The 18,837-nt window shown below is 59.4% G+C and carries 12 protein-coding genes and 3 pseudogenes; 7 read left to right on the top strand and 8 right to left on the bottom strand.

Annotated elements, in window-relative coordinates; all coding sequences use genetic code 11:
• Positions 1 to 46 precede the first annotated feature (46 nt).
• Positions 47 to 388 (top strand): hypothetical protein, encoded by a 342-nt coding sequence (locus MTX19_RS30020; RefSeq protein ID WP_280980531.1) that lies wholly within the window; start codon positions 47 to 49, stop codon positions 386 to 388.
• A gap of 296 nt (positions 389 to 684) precedes the next feature.
• Here MTX19_RS30020 and MTX19_RS30015 read toward each other — a convergent pair whose 3' ends face one another.
• Complete coding sequence (locus MTX19_RS30015; RefSeq protein ID WP_280980530.1) at positions 685 to 2,244, bottom strand: ABC transporter permease/substrate-binding protein; 1,560 nt, start codon at positions 2,242 to 2,244, stop codon at positions 685 to 687.
• A pseudogene (locus MTX19_RS30010) lies at positions 2,241 to 3,042 on the bottom strand (ATP-binding cassette domain-containing protein). Before MTX19_RS30010 ends, MTX19_RS30015 begins: the two are co-directional and overlap by 4 nt.
• A gap of 1,241 nt (positions 3,043 to 4,283) precedes the next feature.
• Here MTX19_RS30010 and MTX19_RS30005 point away from each other — a divergent pair.
• Together MTX19_RS30005 and MTX19_RS30000 are read left to right on the top strand one after the other, a co-directional pair.
• A pseudogene (locus tag MTX19_RS30005) lies at positions 4,284 to 4,586 on the top strand (hypothetical protein).
• A pseudogene (locus tag MTX19_RS30000) lies at positions 4,583 to 5,028 on the top strand (VapC toxin family PIN domain ribonuclease). Before MTX19_RS30005 ends, MTX19_RS30000 begins: the two co-directional pseudogenes overlap by 4 nt.
• A 359-nt stretch (positions 5,029 to 5,387) precedes the next feature.
• Here MTX19_RS30000 and MTX19_RS29995 read toward each other — a convergent pair.
• Positions 5,388 to 6,431: a nucleotidyltransferase domain-containing protein gene (locus MTX19_RS29995; RefSeq protein ID WP_280980529.1), complete on the bottom strand. Its 1,044-nt coding sequence runs from the start codon at positions 6,429 to 6,431 to the stop codon at positions 5,388 to 5,390.
• A gap of 401 nt (positions 6,432 to 6,832) precedes the next feature.
• Between MTX19_RS29995 and MTX19_RS29990 the strand changes: the two genes are divergently transcribed.
• Positions 6,833 to 7,642, top strand: a complete 810-nt coding sequence (locus MTX19_RS29990; protein WP_280980528.1) for a HipA domain-containing protein — start codon at positions 6,833 to 6,835, stop codon at positions 7,640 to 7,642.
• Positions 7,643 to 7,992: 350 nt separating this feature from the next.
• Here MTX19_RS29990 and MTX19_RS29985 read toward each other — a convergent pair whose 3' ends face one another.
• Both MTX19_RS29985 and MTX19_RS29980 read right to left on the bottom strand, forming a co-directional pair.
• The gene (locus MTX19_RS29985; RefSeq protein WP_280984915.1) at positions 7,993 to 10,350 is read right to left on the bottom strand and encodes a S9 family peptidase; all 2,358 of its coding nucleotides are present in this window, start codon (positions 10,348 to 10,350) and stop codon (positions 7,993 to 7,995) included.
• Positions 10,351 to 11,179: 829 nt separating this feature from the next.
• Positions 11,180 to 12,016 (bottom strand): shikimate dehydrogenase, encoded by an 837-nt coding sequence (locus MTX19_RS29980; RefSeq protein ID WP_280980527.1) that lies wholly within the window; start codon positions 12,014 to 12,016, stop codon positions 11,180 to 11,182.
• Between MTX19_RS29980 and MTX19_RS29975 the strand changes: the two genes are divergently transcribed.
• The 3 genes from MTX19_RS29975 to MTX19_RS29965 all read left to right on the top strand — a co-directional run bounded on the left by MTX19_RS29975 (position 12,003) and on the right by MTX19_RS29965 (position 15,727).
• On the top strand, positions 12,003 to 12,224 hold the full coding sequence (locus tag MTX19_RS29975) for a hypothetical protein (RefSeq protein WP_280985603.1): 222 nt from the start codon (positions 12,003 to 12,005) through the stop codon (positions 12,222 to 12,224). The two genes, MTX19_RS29980 and MTX19_RS29975, sit on opposite strands and share 14 nt — an antisense overlap.
• Positions 12,225 to 13,291: 1,067 nt before the next feature.
• Positions 13,292 to 14,212 carry a transketolase gene (locus MTX19_RS29970; RefSeq protein ID WP_280980526.1) on the top strand — a complete coding sequence of 307 codons (921 nt, stop codon included), beginning with the start codon at positions 13,292 to 13,294 and terminating at the stop codon, positions 14,210 to 14,212.
• A 543-nt stretch (positions 14,213 to 14,755) separates the two neighbouring features.
• Positions 14,756 to 15,727, top strand: a complete 972-nt coding sequence (locus tag MTX19_RS29965) for a transketolase C-terminal domain-containing protein (protein ID WP_280985602.1) — start codon at positions 14,756 to 14,758, stop codon at positions 15,725 to 15,727.
• Here MTX19_RS29965 and MTX19_RS29960 read toward each other — a convergent pair.
• Genes MTX19_RS29960 through MTX19_RS29950 form a run of 3 tightly spaced genes read right to left on the bottom strand, consistent with a single transcriptional unit; the run spans position 15,724 to position 18,602 of the window.
• The gene (locus tag MTX19_RS29960) at positions 15,724 to 16,620 is read right to left on the bottom strand and encodes an SDR family NAD(P)-dependent oxidoreductase (RefSeq protein WP_280980524.1); all 897 of its coding nucleotides are present in this window, start codon (positions 16,618 to 16,620) and stop codon (positions 15,724 to 15,726) included. The two genes, MTX19_RS29965 and MTX19_RS29960, sit on opposite strands and share 4 nt — an antisense overlap.
• Before the next feature lie 13 nt (positions 16,621 to 16,633).
• Complete coding sequence (locus MTX19_RS29955; protein ID WP_280973128.1) at positions 16,634 to 17,380, bottom strand: SDR family NAD(P)-dependent oxidoreductase; 747 nt, start codon at positions 17,378 to 17,380, stop codon at positions 16,634 to 16,636.
• 4 nt (positions 17,381 to 17,384) lie between these two features.
• Positions 17,385 to 18,602: a Gfo/Idh/MocA family oxidoreductase gene (locus MTX19_RS29950; protein WP_280973127.1), complete on the bottom strand. Its 1,218-nt coding sequence runs from the start codon at positions 18,600 to 18,602 to the stop codon at positions 17,385 to 17,387.
• Positions 18,603 to 18,837: the final 235 nt, after the last annotated feature.

Here is an 18,837-nt window from a genome sequence, read left to right as displayed (position 1 = left end):
TATATTTCAGATTTATACGCAAGCCCGTATAAGCATGGAATAAGCGATGGCCCATACGCACGGATCTGAGATCAATGCCCGGAATCGGCACAATTATGCACGTCTCTGGGATCGTCCCTCGGTAACCTTTCCGCTGATGCGCATCGCGAGGAGCGATTGTCGCTCCATGGTCGGCGCCTCTGATAAAGAGGCGATGCTGCGCGAGACCAACGTCATCGGCACGCCCCGCGAGCGCACCCTGCAACGTAAGGGACGCGGACTCGCGCGCGAAATACGTCTTCGTACATCAGGCCCGGGACGCACTGTAAATCGACGGGAGCTGGACACCGTCCCTTGGCGCGTCGCCGATGGATCCGACGAACTGAGGAGACGGCGTCGTCAAGAATGACGAAGTCGCCGATCTCCACAAGATCGCCGCTGGCAAGATCGTGGCTCTCGTCCTCCACACGTCGCAAAACGCCGTGATGAGGCGCGCCGCTGCCACTGTCCGAAGCCTCGTGATCGCCTGGTCGCAGAGGCGGCCCGATCGCCGGCACCATTCTGCTCGTCGTGACCGGCCACGTGCTGTTTTAGCGGCAAGACTTCGGGCGTGAGTGCGTAAGCGGGGGGAGGGGCGGAGGGCAGAGGCCGACCGCACTGCGTCCACCGTGCTGTGCCCTGATTATTTTGCGCGCCGGCCCCCGCCTACTGCCCACTGATCCTCTGCCACAGCCAACGTGCCACCGCGGCGGGCGAAGAATTCGCGTCGCTTCCGCCGGCGCGCAAATTGGCTTCGCGCATCGTCGCGATGTCGATCCGGCCAAGCAGCGGCTTCAGTTCGGCCTGCAACGCCGCGTCATGCGCGCGCCGCGGTGCCAGCAGCAGGACCGCATCATAAGGTGGGATCGCGTGCTTGGGATCGGCCAGCGCCACCAGGTCGTATTTCTTGATCCGCCCATCGCTGGTATAGCCCGCGATGACGTCGACGTCGCCACTGGCCACTGCCGCATACATGAAATCCGGCTGCATCTGTCGTTGCGTGCGGAATAACAGGCCATAAGCCTTGTGCAGGGAGGCCCATTCAGGGCGTGAGAAGAACTCGTAGTCGCCCGCAATCGACAGCGCCGGTGCGTGCGCAGCCAGGTCGGCGATCGAATGCATTCCCAGCGCATCGGCGCGCTGCCGCGGCATCACCAGCGCATAGGCGTTCTCGAAACCGAGCGCGCCGAGCAGGGTGATATTCTGCTTTGCCAGGATCGTCGTCAACTCGGCGAGCAACGTTTCGCGCGGCGGCATATCGGTGCGGTGAAACTGGTTGACCCACAGCGTGCCGGAATAATCCACGTAGACGTCGATGTTGTTGGCTGCGAGCGCTTGGAAGATCACGTTGGAGCCGAGGCCCTCGCGCGTCGAGGCCTGCAATCCCGCCGCCTGCAACCGCTGCTCGATCAACGCGGACAGCACATATTGCTCGGCAAACGTCTTGGCGCCGACGATGTAGGTCGACGGCGCCCGCGCTATCGAAGGGGTCAGGGTGGCCGCGATAAGTGCGGCAATCCCGACGCTGCCAAACGTCGTGCGCAGGCGCCTGCGTTCGCGCAAGCCTCGCTCAATCAGCGCCAGAAGCTGATCGACCGCGAGCGCGAGCACCGCTGAAGCGACACAGCCGAACAGCACGAACACCCAGTTCTGCGTCTGCAATCCGGCGAAGATGTAATTGCCGAGGCTGGTCTGCCCGATCGGCGTCGACAATGTCGCGGTCCCGATCACCCATACCGCCGAGGTGCGGATGCCGGCCATGATCACCGGCAGCGCCAACGGCAACTCCACCGTGAACAGCGATTGCCCCGGGGTCATGCCTACTCCTCGCGCTGCCTCAAGCAGTGTGGGATCGACGCCGTTCAGCCCGGTGATGGTGTTGCGCAGCACCGGCAGCATGGAATAGAGCGCCAGCGCCAGCATGGCTGGCAAAAATCCGAACCCGGAAAAGTCGAAGCCGAACCAGCGAAGCGTCAACGACGCAATGGCGAGCAGGAGCGGGTAGAACAGCGCGAGCAGTGCCAGTCCCGGCACTGTCTGGACGATGCTTGCGAGGCCTAGCAGGATGCCGCGACTCACGGTGTGGTTGCGCGCGAGGATCGCGAGTGGCAGGCTGATCACAAGCCCGAGCGCCAGTGCTGCCAAGCTGACCTGAACATGGCTGCCAAGATAGTCCGGCAGGTGCGCTGCCGCGTCGCGCCAACGCGGGTCGGACAGGAAACTCATCCAGTGCTTGCCCCCGGGAGCAGGGCGTTCAGCCGCTCCGCCTGACGCCTGGGCGTGCGCAACAGCTCCGCCACATAGGGATCGTTGTTGTTTGAGAGCTCAGTTGGCCGGCCTTGCGCTACAACCTGTCCCGGCCCGCATCACCGCGATGCGATCGGCAAGCAGCAAGGCCGCCGTCATATCGTGGGTGACCATGACCGTGGTCAAGGCGAGCCTGCGATGCAGAGCGCGGTAGTCCTCGCCGAGAGTGTCGCGGGTCAGCGGATCGAGCGCGCCGAAGGGTTCGTCCATCAGCATGATACGAGGACGGGCGGCGAGCGCCCGCGCCACACCTACACGCTGCTGCTGCCCGCCCGACAGTTCATGCGGAAGGCGATCGCGATGGAGGGAGTGATCGAGACGTACCAGATCGAGGAGCTCATCGACCCGCGCGGCGATCTCGGCGGCGGCCCATCCGAGCAGTCTCGGCGTGATCGCGATGTTGTCGGCGACGCGCAGATGCGGAAATAGCCCGCCACTCTGGAACACGTAGCCCATGCGCCGGCGCAAACGCACCGGATCGACGTCGCGCACGTCCGCGCCTTCTACCACAACACGACCGCTGTCGGCGTCGAGCAGACGATTGGCAAGCCGCAACAGCGTGGATTTGCCGGAGCCCGAGGCGCCCACGATCGCCACGAATTCCCCCGCTGCAATATCGAGCGAGACATCGTCGACGGCCATGACGCGTCCGGCGTCATGACCGTTACCAAAGCTCTTCACGACATGGGCGTAGGCGATCAGTGGTGTGAGTGCCATGGTTGGACTAAACAGGTGCGCGAGCGTCCGGAATCCGAAGGGCGCTTCATTCCGCGGTAAGTAGTTAGCGCCCCCCGACGATTTGAAGGACACCAGCAAGTCTACGAGACTAAAGCGGCCCGCCGTGACGCGCGGTAATGCGGTTGTTGGCTTGAGACGTCGAAATCGGTCATGGCGTCGGGCATTCCGATATGAAGCGTAGCACTATGACCCGAATAGTTCACGCTCGCCGAGCGCGCGTGTTGGTCCGTTTCGTACAGAGTTTGCCTTTGATCGGTCCTGTTCCTGCAAAGGCAAATACGCTAGTGCGAAAAGCGAAGCGGACCAGGCGGGCGCGGAGTGCGGGTGGATAGCCACGTTATGCCGCAGCTATATCGGCCTGCATGAGTCCGACGGCAAGCCGATTGCTCGCGCGACGCGTGCTCGTCGTGAGGCCTCTCAGATCTTACAGGCAAGCGATCAGTCGCCCAGGCCGCGGACATCGTCCTTCCACTATCCGTCGAGTTTACGAACTTCATATTCACGCGCGGCGGAACCGCAAAGTCCACGTCGGCCGTCCCAAATTCACGCTGCTCTGGATGCGCTTGGTAGTCACCGCACTGCTAAGCAGAGCCACGCGCTCTGAGCCTTTGCGGCGATACCACTGAACTTCTGCTGATCAGTATTGGCGCTGGAACTCTGCCATCGATCACAGACGAACGATGGCGCTGACACCAGTCGACGGCCGATCGTTTCAACCATTAGCGTTCCGTCAGGTAACCCAAGTATCGGCGTCGCCCCGGCGCGTGACGATCGTCCGTTTCGGAAGAACGAAATCGTTGCGGGCAGGCGGCGCCGTCCCGTTTTCATCGGAGATGATTTATGCGGGACATTGACGAGCGCGGGCAATCGCCCATTTCCGATCTTTGGGCCAATGAAGCTGCCAACGCCGACGCCTCTCGTGTTGGACCAGCCGCTGGCCGTACTGAAGAGCACCAATTATTCAATGCCGTCATGGACCGCATGCGCCCGGAATCTGAGGATTCGGGTGCCTTCTTCAGGGGCATCGAGCGCTACACAGCGGTGTCCGGCCGGACCGGTCTGCCCATCGCGAGTCTCAGCCGCACTCAGGAGCGTATCAAATGGCGTGCCTTCTCTGCTCCTCGAACAGTCTCGGCCGGCACGACGGGCGAGCAGATGAGTCAATTCGATCAGGCGCGGTTCGGGACCATTGCCACCAGATGTAGTATGGAGGGCGGGCCATGGGCAACGCCGCACGGAAGAGAGCGACGAAGAACTACCGTGCGCGCCTGTACGCAGCGCGGCTTCACGCGCTTCGAAGTTATGGCCCACGAGTCCGGTCGCGATCTGATCCGGACGCTGGCCCGCGGCCTGGCCGAGGAAGGACCGGAAGCAGAGCAGGTTCGCGTCGCCGTGAAGACGGTCATCGCGGGCGAGCCCTCCAAACATGGTGCTATCCTCACCGCACTGCGTCGTTCGCCTCTGGTGGGTGCTGACCTGATCTTTCCCGCCATCGTGAAGAGGGGCGCAAGGTCGGCCCGTGAAGCGCTACCTTCTCGACACCAACATCATCAGCAACGTCGTCAACCCATAGCCGTCGGGGTCGCTGCTGGCCTGGATGGTGGCGCAGCGAGATGAAGATCTGTTCATCGCGTCACCAACCGTCATCGCGTCACCAACCGTCACGGAAATTCGTCGCGCGGCTCTCGAAAAGCCGCGCGGCAAGAAGCGCGATGCGCTCGACACCTGGTGCTCGGGATCGGAGGGGCCTCAGGTCTTGTTTGCGGGGCGCATCCTGCCGTTCGACGACTGGGCCAGCCTGGTCTGGGCCCGCCTCATGGCGGAGGGTGAGGCCGCCGCCCGTCGCGCAGTGGGCATGTCACCGCCGCCGTCGCTGGTGCGAATGACTGCGTCGTGGTTACCGATCACGAAAAGGATTTCGTCGGGCTACAGATCGTCAATCCGATGCGCGAGGGCGCATCATGAACAACATTAGATCCATTGACATGACGTTCCTCGGCTTGGCTGCGCTAGAAGCGCATGCGCGCGGCTACGCTTTCGAAAAAATCTCTCCACGGTCTGTTCGATCGCCTCTGGCTTCGCGCAACGGCAGCCTTTCGATTAATGGACGAACAGATCGATGGCAGATTTCAGTTCGGTAATGAGACCTGTCTCGTCGAAGCCAATTCGGCAGTCGCGACTGCGCATAAGTATTCCACCGTGTCGAGCATTACTCCACTCATCTCCCGTATATCCCCATGGCGGACCTTTACGGGGATGAGCAGGAGCGCTGGATCATAATCATGGTACCGCCGCTACGCGCCGGCTATTGTCGAGCCTGACCGCTAGGTCCGCACTGCGGTATCTTTCTGAACGAAAAGTCGCGCCGCGCTGTCTACCAATTCTTTCGGTAGCATCCTTAGCTGCTCTGTGTCGAAGGGCAGGTGGGTCAGATAGTTCGCGACCAGAGCGCCCACGGCTTCCGCCTGTGCTGCATCTCGTTGGCGCTTCAGTGGCTCCCTGTTCGCGCGACCGGACAACCAAAGCTTATGGGCGGCCCAGGCCCGCGGATCTGGAGCGGCGATGCGAACCGGCTCGCCCTTTTCGTCGATTGCGACCGCCTCGAAACCCGGAGAATTCTGTAGCCAATCGAGTCCTTCGATTTGAATGGCAGAAGGAACTTCGGGGTCCGAGCCGATCTTGCCCGGAACCTCCTTCCAAGGACGGCTCTGCATGGGCTTGATCAGATCGACGAGATAGCCATCCCGGTTCACAGCTCGACATGGCTGCTTGGCGCGTTCGAAGCTGGTGTCGACGCGCTGAAGTATTCTCAGCAGTGAAGATTCGGAGACGTCGTCATCTCCCACGAACGTAAGTCCGCCACGCGCGTCGAACAGAAGGTCGATATGTTCCGTCGTGGCCAGGCCTGAATCGATCCTGACGCCGGAGGGGGCCTCATAACCGTACATCGCGTTCGTTCCGAGAATCCGAATGCCCGAACCCAGCACCCCGAAGCCATCGAGGGCGCGCATAATCCGGGCTCCGATCAGCGGTACGCGACCAAGGCCGAGCGCGCGATTGACCGCGGCTTGGCGCTCCATCGTATCGCGCAAATTCTTCAATCGGTCTTCCGCCGCAGCACGCTTGGCCTCAAAGTCGGCCTTCATCTTTTCGGTTCCGGGAGACCGCGCCCCGAGGGAACTTTGCTTTCGGCGGCAGGCTTTGTCGTAATAGCTGCGGACGAGGTATTCGTGGCCTTTGGACTTCATCCAGGTCAGGGAACCGCGATGCGCGGCATGGATTCCCTTAGCGTCTCGCAGGGCCTGAAACCGTTGCAGGCTGTTCACCATCTCGCGGCGCTGATCGTTATTAAGTTCTTGAAAATACACGGTTTCAACATTAGATGCTTGGCTTGGTCCTCACTGTTGAAACCGTATTTATCATTCGGGATCTGGCTTCAACAACTTGAGCGAAATATTGACGCAACTGTTGAAACCGGGAACTGTTAGCTACTCTTCGGGCCGCTTATGCGGCATTGGGGGCGATATCGAAGGGGAGCGCCCGGCAAAGCCGAATAGGGAGGCGCGGCCGCAAAACCCACGGTCAGTATGGCCGCGAGTAACATGTCGTTCGCACATAGCCGACTGTCGTGCGCTCCGCATCGTGTCTCAGGCCATAGCTACCCCGCTTGCGGCTGAAGGTCTTGCGACGCGGGGCACGAATTCGACTGCGCTGAACGAACTCGGCAATCGGCTGGTCCGGCATTTCCGCGCCGCTCGGCTTGAAACGCATGGGCCTCCTCGACGGACTCGTCCCGGTCGCGGGAGCGCCGGCAGCTTTTGGCTTTTCCCGATCAAGCTTGCTGAAGCCGCCGACGAGCCACTTCGATGGCCACGCCGAGAATGAGCACATCTGCCTGCAGCTCGCACGCGAACTCGCGCTGCCCGCCGCCGAATCTAGGGTGATGCGGTTCGAAAAGGAAGTCGCGATCGTTGTTGAACGCTACGACCGGCAAGCCAGTGGGAACGACATCATCCGGGTACACCAGGAAGATATCTGCCTGGCCATGGGCATCCCGCCGACCAGGAAATACCAGAACGAGGGCGGACCAACGCCTGCGGATGTGATTGAGCTCTTACGCACCCACTCGACGGACCGCGCGGCCGACCTTGAGACGTTCGTCAGGGCTTTGGGCTTCAACTGGCTCATTGGAGGCTCCGATGCCCATGCCAAGAACTATTCCTTGCTTCTGGCCAGCGGCCCTCACGTCCGTCTCGCACCGCTGTACGATATAGCGAGCATTCTTACCTACGACCGCATTGACCCGCGAAAAGTCAAGCTCGCCGTGAAGGTCGGGGGCGAATACAAGCTTGACCAAATTGGTGTGCGTCAATGGCAGAAATTTGCGCGCGAAACGCGCGTTGATCCGGACGAGCTTATTGCAAGCCTGGTTTCCATGGCCGAACAGATTCCCAACCGCGTGGCGGATATTCACGCGCGCGCACAAAAAGAGGGGTTGGATAACGCCGTCGTCGGGCGATTGGCAACCTTGCTGCGTAAAAGAGCCAATGACTGCCAACGTCTACTAAAGAGAACCTAGCTTTTCGGCGAAGCAGGTCAGTGCCGGCAGCATCAGCGGCAGCATGATGATCGTCGGCGTCGCGATCGATACGGCGATGATCGCGGCGATCGCCTTGGCATGACCGGGACCGCAATCGCCGGACCGCGATTGCGGTGATCTGTTCTACCACAAAGCGGCTGCGCTTCATGCTCTGGTCCCTTTGGCCAAAGCGAATTTCAAGGCGGGTTAGGCGAGTTGCGGCAAGTCACCAGGGGCATGCTTTGCGTAAAGAGCAATGCCCGCCGATCTCGTGTACTTGATCCAACTGGCTTTCGCTTTCAGACCCGGACCAAGGGTCCCGATTTCGCGAAGGCGCTTGATGCGAAGCGTCACGGCCTCGGACATGAATGCAGAAGCGCCTTCATGCCATCGAGGCCTGGTTCGCTCTTCGGCAGCTCGATCGATGCGGCATTCCAGTTCGGCGGGACCTGCCCGAGTATGTTACGAACGAAGTAGTCTAGGACCTTGAGCTGGGTATAACGGCCGGGCGTTCCGTGATCGGCGCCGGGCACATAAAGCATGTCGAAGTATTTTCCCGCCCTGATGAGCCGATCGGCAAGCTGGAAGGTGGAGGACGGATCGACGTTGCGGTCCATTTCGCCGACAATGAGCAACAGCTTGCCCTGCAGCCTGTGGGCGTTGTCGATGGCGGAGGATTGCGAATATTCGATGCCGACCGGCCAACCCATCCACTGTTCGTTCCACCAGATCTTGTCCATCCGGTTGTCGTAGTTGCCACTGTTGGCCACGGCCACCTTGTAAAAATCAGGATGGAAGAGCAGCGCGCTCACCGCATTCTGGCCGCCGGCGGACGTGCCAAAAATGCCGACGTTGGAGATATCGTACCACGGATACTTCGCGCTCGCCGCCTTGTGCCAGAGGATGCGGTCGGGAAGGCCTGCGTCCTTCAGGTTCTTCCAGGCGATATCATGGAAGGCGCGCGAGCGGTTGTTCGTCCCCATGCCATCGATCTGAACGACGACAAATCCCAGCTCGGTGAGCGGCTCGACCCAGGTCGAGAAGGATTTCGGAACGAAAGAGCCCTGCGGACCGGCATAGATCCGCTCGACGACCGGATATCTCTTGTTTGGATCGAAGTTGGCCGGCAGGTGAATGATGCCCCATATATCGGTCTTGCCGTCGCGCCCCTTGGCATGGAAGCTGAGCGGCGGCCGCCAGCCGGCAGCGCTGAGTTCGGCGATCTCGGCACTCTCGACATCCATCAGTTTGGCATTATCGCTGGCGCGATACAGCACCATGCGCGGCGCGGCATCGATGCGGGACCATAGGTCGACATAGTAGCGGCCGTCAGGTGAGAATTCGATGTGGTGATTGGCCTGCTCAGGCGTGAGCGCAGTCAAGCCCTTCCCATCGAAATCGATGCGATAGGCGTGGACGTAGTAGGGATCCTCCCTCGGGTTCATCCCGCTGGCGCCAAACCAGATCTGGCGCTTGATCGGATCGACATGATAGACCGCGCGGACCACCCAATCTCCTTTGGTGATCTGGTTTTTGAGCTCGCCGGTCCGGCCGTTGAACAAATAAAGATGCTCGTATCCATCGCGCTCGGAGGCCCAGATGATCTCGTTTCCGTCGTCCACGTCGTAGCGGAAGATCTTTCCACTATGCGGCTGGTTCACCAGAGGATGGTAGTCGACAAAGGTTTGGCTGACCTCATCAATCAAAGAGCTCGCGTGGCCCGTGGCGGCGTCTACCGCGACAAGTCGATAGAGCTGATGCCCACGTTGATTGTAGTCGAAGGTGAAGCCGCGCCCGTCCTCCCACCACTGGATCGGCGAAAGTTCATAGGGATTTGGAAACAGGGTATTATCGATTGTGATCTCGCGCTGGCTAACGATGTCTAACAGCACCGGCTGGGACAGTGCCAGGGCATCACCTGGCTTCGGATACGGTATCGTCGAATGTCTGGGTTGAAGCTGATCCCTCGGCGATGACTCCACGTAATGGATCTCTCGCTTGTGGCCCGGACGGATGCGGTAAGCTGCGAGGTGACGTGAATCTGGAGACCATTTCAGCGTCGAGACGGCATAGTAGTTGCCTTCGGATCCGTCAAAGGTCAGTGGAATGTCCTGCAAGCCGTCCTTGCTGCGCAGGACGATATTGTAGTTCCTGGTATAGGCCAGCCATTTGCCGTCAGGCGATACGCTTGCCTTGTGCGGATCATTCTCCGCGGGTGGCGTGTGGTCGTAGTAGCTCTGCTGATCGGCGTCCAGGCGCGATGCGTTTCGTGTGCAGGCGTAGCTTACAAGGTCGCAGCTCCATCGGATATTTTCAATGCTGAAGTCGATCTTATTGTCGGTCAGCTCGAAACGGGCGAAGGGCAGGTCGTCGGCCTTATAGTTCTTGTGGCTCGCCCTGTTCAGAGCCTTCGCGAGGCGGGCCTGATCAAAAGCCGGCTGCTTTACGCCAGTTGCCGCATTCACCAGCATGAACTGCTGCTTGCCTTGGGTCGTCCGTCGGTAGACGAACGCCTCGCCCTCGCGGAGCCAGAATGGTTCGGCGGGGACATTCACGGTGAGCCGGCCATAGCGAGCGCCGATCGTGAGCGCTCGCTCGTAATCGGATAGCGCCGGCGGTGGTTTAGCGATGTCCTCGGGCAGAGTCCGCGCGGCTGCCGAGTCCTGCGCAGCCAACAGCGCAAGCATCAAGGCGCCGTACTTGTACATGATCCCTCCTGTTTGTATGTCGATACCGGAATGCTGGGATTGAACGTCGCCAATCACGTGCAGCAGCGTCAATGTCTTCTTGGGGAGAGCCGCTCTGGCCGTCTTGCGCATGACGCGACCGCGAACGTTGGCTCGAGCTGGGCAGAATCACACGGCGCACTGGCGGACATCTGGATGGGCGGTTCTGGTTGCTCTCAATGCGAAGACAGCCGATGAAAACGTAGGTGCCCTCGACGCGGGTATTCCTCTCGAAGATCGGCAAATCCCACCCGACGAACTGCTCCCTGTATCGTCACCGCCCCGGTTCGTTCGCTGCTCGATTAACATGAACGTTTCATGGCCTCCGTCGCCGTTCTGCGCTCTGAGCGGCAAGTGTCCGATCTGCTGTATGCATTCGTCATGCCAAGGTGCAAACGCAACAAAGTCGTCCGCAACGGCCAATGTCCGATATCTGGGGTCGTCGTAGATCGGACAATGTCACTCGACATTGTGCTCGGCCGTCGGTGGCATCACGGAGCGTGCGGCCACCACAATGCGCCGTGACCGCACCTAGACCTCATCAACCTGTTCATGCGGTCGTTGCGGCTGCTCGGCTGGCCCGATCAGCTGGAACCTCGATGTCGTTGGTATCTTCGCCTTGGACGAGTGTGGCGATCGCGTTGGCAAAAGCTCCGATGAGCACCGATCAGGTTCGGGATATTCACCGGCTGAACGCAAAAAGTCGCAAGCAACCAAGGACCGTGGCGCCACGTGCTCAGCGATCCATCGCCAATACACGAGTCCGCTATTCCCTTCGAGCTCGAGCGGGGCAAGTTGGCGAGCCCAAGACCTATATGGAGGTCGCCCGCGTGACCGCCGTAGGGCTGTAGTCTCCTTGAGGAAAACCAAAGAATTCGCGCATCTCGGTGAGTTGGTTGTCCATCATCACGACGCCCGGCTGCACGTAGCAGCCGCGCGCTTGTGCGGTAAGCAGCAGCGGGGTCATCTGGGGATGAACGACAACGTCCCCAACCAATGCCCAAGGCACCAGATCAGTGCAGTCGATCGAGATCGGATCATCCGGTTTCATCCCGACCGGACTGGCATTCACAATGAGATCGTATCCTCGCGCCGATGCTGCCGAAATCCCGGACGGGATTCCGGCTGCCTGAAGTCGGCTCGCGAGAGCGTGCGCGCGATCTGTCACGATGTCCGCGACATGGACAGATGCCGCCGCCGCTTCTGCAATGGCGAAGGCGATCGCAGTGCCAGCTCCTCCCGCGCCAACGACGAGCGCGCGACGTCCCTCAATGCGTTGACCTGCGCCCAGCAATCCCCTGACGAACCCGACGCCGTCGAGAATGTCTGCATGCCAGCGGCCTTGGTCGTCCCGCCGCATGACGTTCACAGACTGCACCCGACGTGCCCGGTCTGTATGGATGTCCGCATGGTGCACAGCCGCCAGCTTGTGCGGGATCGTAACGATCAGACCGGCCAGGTTCCGGATCGTTTGCAGACTCCTGAGGGCGGTCTTCAGCTCGGCAGGCTTGACATGGAGCGGGACGCAGACCGCATTGAAGCCATTTGCGCGAAACAGAGCGCTCCAGACTTCAGGTGCGCGCACCTGCTCAATCGGATCCCCAACAATACCAAGGAGCTGCGTCGAGCCGTCAATGATCTTGCGCATCAAGCCTTCGCTTGCGAACCGAGCCCGCAGTTCGCTGAAGGACGGGCTACGGCGCTTCGCGAGCCCCGGCGCGCAGCTCGCCGTCGGGTTCTCCCGTGTTGAGCTTGCAGGGACCAGCCGCGCCAGGCTGTGTTCGGCCGATCGACCTGAAGATGCCGTCGCGGCAAGTGTTGTTGCGGAGCACGCGCGTCAGCCGATGTTGGCTTAGGACGACAAGATGGCTCGCGGGGCCATTGACAGGCCTCGAAGTCTTGGACGAGCGGACGGCCGCGATCACGATCGGCGCGACAGTCAAATCTTTCGATCGACACAGGAGCTAGACCTTGGCGAGCGACGGCAACGGCCCGGACGGATTTCATCAACAGTCTCGCATGAGCGGGATCTCCTGTCGAGCGACGATCCGCTGGTCGGCAAGCACGCAAGCGCAACCGCCACATTTGAGCGTGGGCGCTCCCGTCGTGAGAGCCACCGGCCCGCCTCGAGGACCTTCGAGCTCGTCACCAAAGACGACTTTTTTGACTTGGCGATTCATCCCGTCTTGTCCAAACGGCGTCGGGGTGAAGACACTATGTGTGTCAGGAGTCCGACAACTGACGTCCAATCTTCGGGCGAGGGACGTGATGCCGCCCTCTCAGGCAGGCTTATGACAGCGTCTTTGCGGCATGCCGATTGCTCTGACATCCCCTGACAGAGCCTTTACGACCCAGACGGTCTCAACCGGTCACCGGCCTTGGATTTCTGATGGAACTTGCTCGATCTCAGCTGATCAATCCGTTGAAGGCAGCTTCATGGATCGAAGCGCTGCCATGTGGCTCGAGCGCGTCATTGTTGCGCGCGCGGCGGCGTCGGTCCTTGAGGGCAGCAGAGGGAGCTCCCAGGCACTCGCCGGCGGAGAGCTCTTCCATGAGATGGAGCCGGCCGACGTCAGTCTGGCCAACCGGATGCTCGAACCGCGGAGCGAAATGCGGGTCGACGATTTCGGCGCTCGTGCGAGAAGCCGGAAGTGGTGGTGTTGAAGCAGCTTAAGAGCGTTTAGATCATGATTGTGAAGGGGGACAAACTCATTGCCAATCCAATGTCTGAACGTTATGGGCTCGGCAATGGCCAGTCGACGGAGCGTGCGACGTCCAGTGAACGAGATATTGACATTTTCATCGTGGCGGACAGTGCCGCACCGCACAGCATGGACGGCAGGTTGTTGCTCAGTTCGACGACAGGAAGTCCATCAAACTAACCAACGAGGCCACGCCACTCCATCTCGGCACGATATTGCGCATGCAGCACCCTTATCAGGCGTTGAATCTTATGGAGCAGATCAAGCCGACCAACGACCTATCGAAGCTCGCGTCGGCGGCGGAAATGCATAGAGCCGACGAATTGCTCTGCCGCTCACTTCGAGTTCGCACGCTAAGTGCAGTCCAGGAAAGCGGGGGTGGACACATTGGCTCATCGCTTTCGTTGATCGAAATCCTCTATTGCCTGGTTTATCGATTTCTGCGCATCGATCCGCTGAAACCAGACGATCCTGGCAGAGATCGCTTCATTTTGAGTTCATGCCAAGGAGCCGTGGCGCTCTTTGCCGTCATGCAGCTTCGCGGGTTCTTGCCGCCTTGTTCGCTGGAGCGGTTTCTCGCGCCCGGTTCTGAACTGACGATGTTTCCAACCACCAAGATACCCGGCGTGGAGATGACGGGGGGATCCTTAGGGCACGGGATCGCGTTTGGAATCGGAACGGCGCTGTCCGCAAGACGATATGGTCAATCCTACTTAACTGTCGTGCTTATCGGCGACGGGGAAATGAACGAAGGATCCATCTGGGAGGCAGCTCTGGCGGGCAGCCACCTCAAGCTGAGCAATCTTCTGGTCGTCATCAACCGAAATCGACTTCAGATTGATGGCCCAACCGAATCGATCATGGCCCTTGAGCCCGTGGCTGAGAAATGGAAATCGTTCGGTTGGACTGTGCAAGAAACCGACGGACACTCGCCATCGGACATCTTGCACGCGCTCGACCTTGCCAGGGCCAACGCTGAAACGTCCACATCTCCGCAAATCTTGATCGCGCACACGACCAAGGGGCGGGGTGTATCCTTCATGGAGAATTCTTTGGATTGGCATTACCGGGTTCCATCTGAGGCGGAGTACGAGATGGCGATCAAAGAGCTGGAGGCGTGCCGGTGCGCTCGCGGTCAATAACAGCCGTGACCTGTGGATCAGGTTGGCCCAGCTCAGAGACCTGGAATGTCGTGAGTGAGCCTCGCTGGCGAAGCGCCGGCTGGCGGAATAGACCGGCCAATGTGGCGCGCCGAGTTGTCCCGCGGCGCGAATCTTCGATGGAGCAAAAGCAACAGATGGCAACCCGCCCTCCTTGAGGATTATCGTGCTCTCCAGAGCGCAGCTCCTGCGCGCGATCCGACACGGCTGAGATCCTGCGTCAGAATCCGATTGTGTTGACGATGTCTTTTGAGGTCTGTCGACTGGACCGCAGCGGACATACCCGTCAAGCCAAAAGACCCAATATCTCCGCGATTGCGCCGACTGCAGAGTATGGTTCGCTCGCTCCGCCTTGCGGAAGAAATGCGGCGCAATGCTCATCGTCGGGGTGCCATGTCAAAGGCGTGACACAAGTTCCATCCGAGTGTCCCTCGCAACGCAGATCCAATTCATTGGGCCGTGACCGCAATAGTCGGTGCTTATGGCCAGAAGCCTGTTAAGTCCAGTCAGGAGCTGCACATAGTCGTGCCAAACCAATCTCTTGATCTTCGTTCCGCGTTCGCAGCCGCGCTCATCGGAAAAGCAAGGAAGGGACACGCCTTCACCCTCATTTCCGTTGATTCGAAGACATCATCGCAGGTCGAGCAAATCGAAGCAGAGTATCCGGCTTACTTCCTTGACCTCGGGGTGATGGAGCAGTGTGCGGCCGGCGTCGCTGCCGGACTGGCCAGCTGCGGCCACAAAGTATTCATTGTCGGCATCGCATCGTTCGTCACCATGAGGGCTTATGAGCAGATCCGCACAGTCCTGTCTCATGAAAACTACGACGTTAAGATTGTCGGCCTGTGGTCTGGCCTCTACTACACCTTCCAGGGGCATACCCATGTTCCCCACGAAGATATTTCGATCATGCGTAGCTTGGACAACGTATCCATCTACTGCCCAAGCAGCGAGCTCGACATGCGCAACATCGTCGATCGCTTATTTGCCGAACGGGGATTTGCTTACCTGCGCGTGGAGAACTCGTTCTTGCCGGCAAGGATGAAGGAGCATGGTGGAGAGAGCTTGGAACTCGGCAGGGTGCAGATCCTCAGGCGAGGCCATCACGTGACAATTCTGAGCATGGGCCGCTGCCTTCTCGGCGCGATCGACGCCGCTGATTTGCTAAATGACAAAGGGATCAGCTGCAGCCTTCTCAATGCAATCCGTCTGTGGCCGTTTGACGAAACCAGCTTTCTGACAGTGCTCAAAGAAACAGACGTACTCGTCACTGTCGAAGAACATGGGAAGGTCGGCGGGCTAGCCAGCATTGTTTCGGAGTTGCTCGTACGGCATCGCCTGGATCACGTCAGACACTTGCCGCTCTCTGGTTCCTCGAGATATCAAAACAATCTGTCCTATGAGGACGCGCTCGACAGCTTTGGATTGACGGACGTCAAAATATCGACGGCCGTTATGCAACTGCTCGACGGCCGTGACGACACGCATGCCGACTAACGCATGTTCCAGCCGCCATCCACCGTTACGGTGTGGCCTGTGATCATCCGGCTCTTGGTGTCGGAGGCGAGGAAGAGGACGACCTCGGCGATATCTCGAGCCTGACAGAAGCTGTTTAAAGGCACCTGGCGTAGGAGCGATTGCTGCTGTTCCTCCTGCAGGCGAAACATTCCTCCCTCTACTCCGCCAGGCGCGATGCAATTGACCCTGATATTGAACTCTGCAAGTTCGCGCGCCAGTGATTTGGTGAGGTTGTGGACCGCGGCTTTTGATGCGCAATAATGCAGACCGGAATTGCTGTACGGAAACCTGTTTGACGTCGCGCTTGTGGCTCCAATGAAGCCCATCACTGAGCCGATGTTGACGATATGACCCGAGCGCTGCCGACGGAAATACTCGCTTGCGGCCTTGCAGGTCAAGAACACGCCGTTCAGATTGACGTTGATCACATTGGTCCACTCATCAAGGGTCAGATCCCAAAGCCGTGCTCTTGTTGAGCCCTCTCGCTTGGGCGAGATTCCTGCCGCGTTGACCAATAGATCAAGTCTGCCCTCCCGATCAAACAGTTGCGCGAAGGCCCCGTTGACCTGATCTTCTCTGCAAGCATCTCCCGGCAAGTAGATCACCTCATCGGAGGAACGATCCCGCGATGGGGGACGTCGATCGAAAACGGCTGTGCGATAGCCCTGATCCGACAATGCGTGCACGATACTTTGTCCGATATTGCCAGAACCGCCCGTGACGATTGCAACCTGCCGGTTAGCGAGCATTAAGAAATCTCCGTTTTTGTTCCAGGCAAGCCAAATGCGGTTGCATCTGCTTGGCTGAATGGTTTCTTGATAAATATGTCCGAGCCATCCCGTCGCGCTCGATCGCGCTTTGAGAGCGTCCATCGGCGCTGGGCCATTAGCGCCCGCCCGACACATGGATCAGTGAACCGGAGACATAGTTTGCCGCATCGCTCGCGAGAAACCCGACCAAGGAGGCGACTTCCATCGACGTCGCAATTCGGCCGATCGGGATCGTTGATAGGATGCGGTCGTAAGCGTCACGCGGCAACGCATCGGCCATTCGCGTTTCCGTCATCCCAGGCAAGAGCGCATTGACCGTTATGGCGTAGGAGGCGACTTCCTTTGCCAGGCTGCGCGTAAGCCCGAGCAAGCTTGCCTTGCTTGCCGCATAGGGGCTGCCATTGGGCAAGCCTTCTGTCGCGGCTATCGAAGAAATGTTGATGATGCGACCCCAGCGTGCTTCTTTCATGGCGGGAATGACAATTTTGGTCGCGAATACAACTCCAAACACGTTGGTCGAGAAGACGTCACTCCAGGTCTGATTGTCATGCTGTTCGAACGGGCTGACCGGGCAATGGACCCCGGCATTGTTGACCAGGATATTTGCATTTCCCCAACGGACCCTGAGCATGTCGAACGCAGAACTCACCGCATGGTAATCAGAAACATCGACGCGAAGCGTCAGGAGCCGATCGCGGTGCTCCCCAACATGTTCGCGCAGCTGCTTGGCAGCCTGCTCGTCACTATGAAAGAAAGCGCACACATTGGCCCCCTGTTCCAGAAAAAGCGATGTGATGGCGCCGCCTATTCCTTGCGTGCCTCCAGTCACGACCACGGTCTTGCCCTCAAACGCGGAATGCATCCTGTTACCCTCCTTTGCCGCGGCGACCCGCAAGGACACCGCCTCCATTCGAGCGTGTGCCGGTTGGCGCGAGGCAGGCACGCGGAGCAACGGGTCGGCCCAACGACATGGAGTCTTTGATTGCCTGTATGACAGACAATGTCGACGCGGCGTCTTCCAGGGTAATTGCCGGATTGCACTGTCCCTCGATCACGGCAAGAAAGTGCTCGACCTCGCGTAAAAGAGGATTGCACGAAGCATTGTCGGTCACGTCTGCAAAGATCGAGTGTTCAAGCCGCTCCGTCCATCCCTTACCGGGCCGCTTGGTCGACCAGATCTCTCCCGATGGAAAGCAAATCGTGCCGGTTGCTCCGAACAGGAGGTAACAGTCCTTGGGATATCTGTGAAAGACGCCGTTCTCTGCAGCGTCGTTCTCATAGCTGAACGGTGAGGGGCTTAGGTCAGAGTGGATAAAGGTGAGGTGACAGGCGCCGCCCATCCTGTTCTCGATTTTGGCCGTGATCGTACATGAATGATCGAGTTCATCCCGAGTACGTATCGTCTCCTGACCGACAGCGCTCACCTCGCAGATCGGACCAAGAAGATGCTGAAACGTATCTATCTCGTGCACGATGTTGATCATCATCATGCCGCCACCAGCAGACGGTTCAACGCGCCAGGAACCAAAATAATCGTCTGGCTTGCGTACCAGCCAAAGCGCAACGGCGCGGTTGATTGATCCTACGATCTTTTCGTCGATGGCGCGCTTCAGCCATCCAATTTGATTTGAGAATCTGCGGTGATATCCGACAAGCACCGGCGTTCGACGCAATTTGACGGCTGATTGTAGGCGTCCAATCTCCGTCACGTCTCGAGCTCCTGGTTTCTCGAGCAGGACAGGAACGCCTCGTTCAATGCATCGCTCGGCCATCTCAACCAGGCTGTCAGTCGAGGCTGCGACGATGACGCCGTCCGGCCTGGCATTGTCAAGCAAAGCCGCGATAGAGTTATAGACTGGAGCTCCAAGGTATTCGGCCTTTTGAGCGTGTTTGGACGGATCTTTAACGCATAATCCTGCCAGCATCGCCTTTCTGGTCGCGAGAACCTGCTGCGCCATCACGAAGCCATGTCCCAGACCAACGACCCCGACCCGTAACCCGCCAGTGCACCCGGCCTCACTTGGCATGCTTTTCTCGTCCTCAAGCATCGTACCTGACGCCATTTGCTCCAGGCTCTTGACCATTTGTTCATCCGGCGAGCTTTTGTGATTTCGCTCGCGCCTTGCATTGATGCGAGTCACGATGGCGCTGACAAGCTATCCAACGTCACAGGCTTGCGCGACAATCAGCGTGCGTGGAGGCTGTGCTGTTTGAAGTCTCGCCGACAATGTTGTTCGGTCTCGCACAGAACGCGCGAATGCAATTGTCATCTCGAGCTGAAACTATCGGTCGAGTCTGATCTTACTCCAAGTGCCACCC

The sequence above is a fragment of the Bradyrhizobium sp. ISRA464 genome (assembly GCF_029910095.1).
Taxonomy (GTDB): domain Bacteria; phylum Pseudomonadota; class Alphaproteobacteria; order Rhizobiales; family Xanthobacteraceae; genus Bradyrhizobium.
Note: the sequence above shows the minus strand (reverse complement) of the source record. Positions and strands in the feature narration are given on the sequence as shown.

Excerpts from the sequence above, each read along its gene's own strand:
- MTX19_RS30015 (WP_280980530.1), bottom strand. The coding sequence starts at position 2,244 with ATGAGTTTCCTGTCCGACCCGCGTTGGCGCGACGCGGCAGCGCACCTG.
- MTX19_RS29970 (WP_280980526.1), top strand. The coding sequence starts at position 13,292 with ATGCAGCACCCTTATCAGGCGTTGAATCTTATGGAGCAGATCAAGCCG.
- MTX19_RS29990 (WP_280980528.1), top strand. The coding sequence starts at position 6,833 with ATGGGCCTCCTCGACGGACTCGTCCCGGTCGCGGGAGCGCCGGCAGCT.
- MTX19_RS29985 (WP_280984915.1), bottom strand. The coding sequence starts at position 10,350 with ATGTACAAGTACGGCGCCTTGATGCTTGCGCTGTTGGCTGCGCAGGAC.
- MTX19_RS29960 (WP_280980524.1), bottom strand. The coding sequence starts at position 16,620 with ATGGACGCTCTCAAAGCGCGATCGAGCGCGACGGGATGGCTCGGACAT.
- MTX19_RS29950 (WP_280973127.1), bottom strand. The coding sequence starts at position 18,602 with ATGGTCAAGAGCCTGGAGCAAATGGCGTCAGGTACGATGCTTGAGGAC.
- MTX19_RS30020 (WP_280980531.1), top strand. The coding sequence starts at position 47 with ATGGCCCATACGCACGGATCTGAGATCAATGCCCGGAATCGGCACAAT.
- MTX19_RS29975 (WP_280985603.1), top strand. The coding sequence starts at position 12,003 with ATGATCTTGCGCATCAAGCCTTCGCTTGCGAACCGAGCCCGCAGTTCG.
- MTX19_RS29955 (WP_280973128.1), bottom strand. The coding sequence starts at position 17,380 with ATGCATTCCGCGTTTGAGGGCAAGACCGTGGTCGTGACTGGAGGCACG.
- MTX19_RS29980 (WP_280980527.1), bottom strand. The coding sequence starts at position 12,016 with ATGCGCAAGATCATTGACGGCTCGACGCAGCTCCTTGGTATTGTTGGG.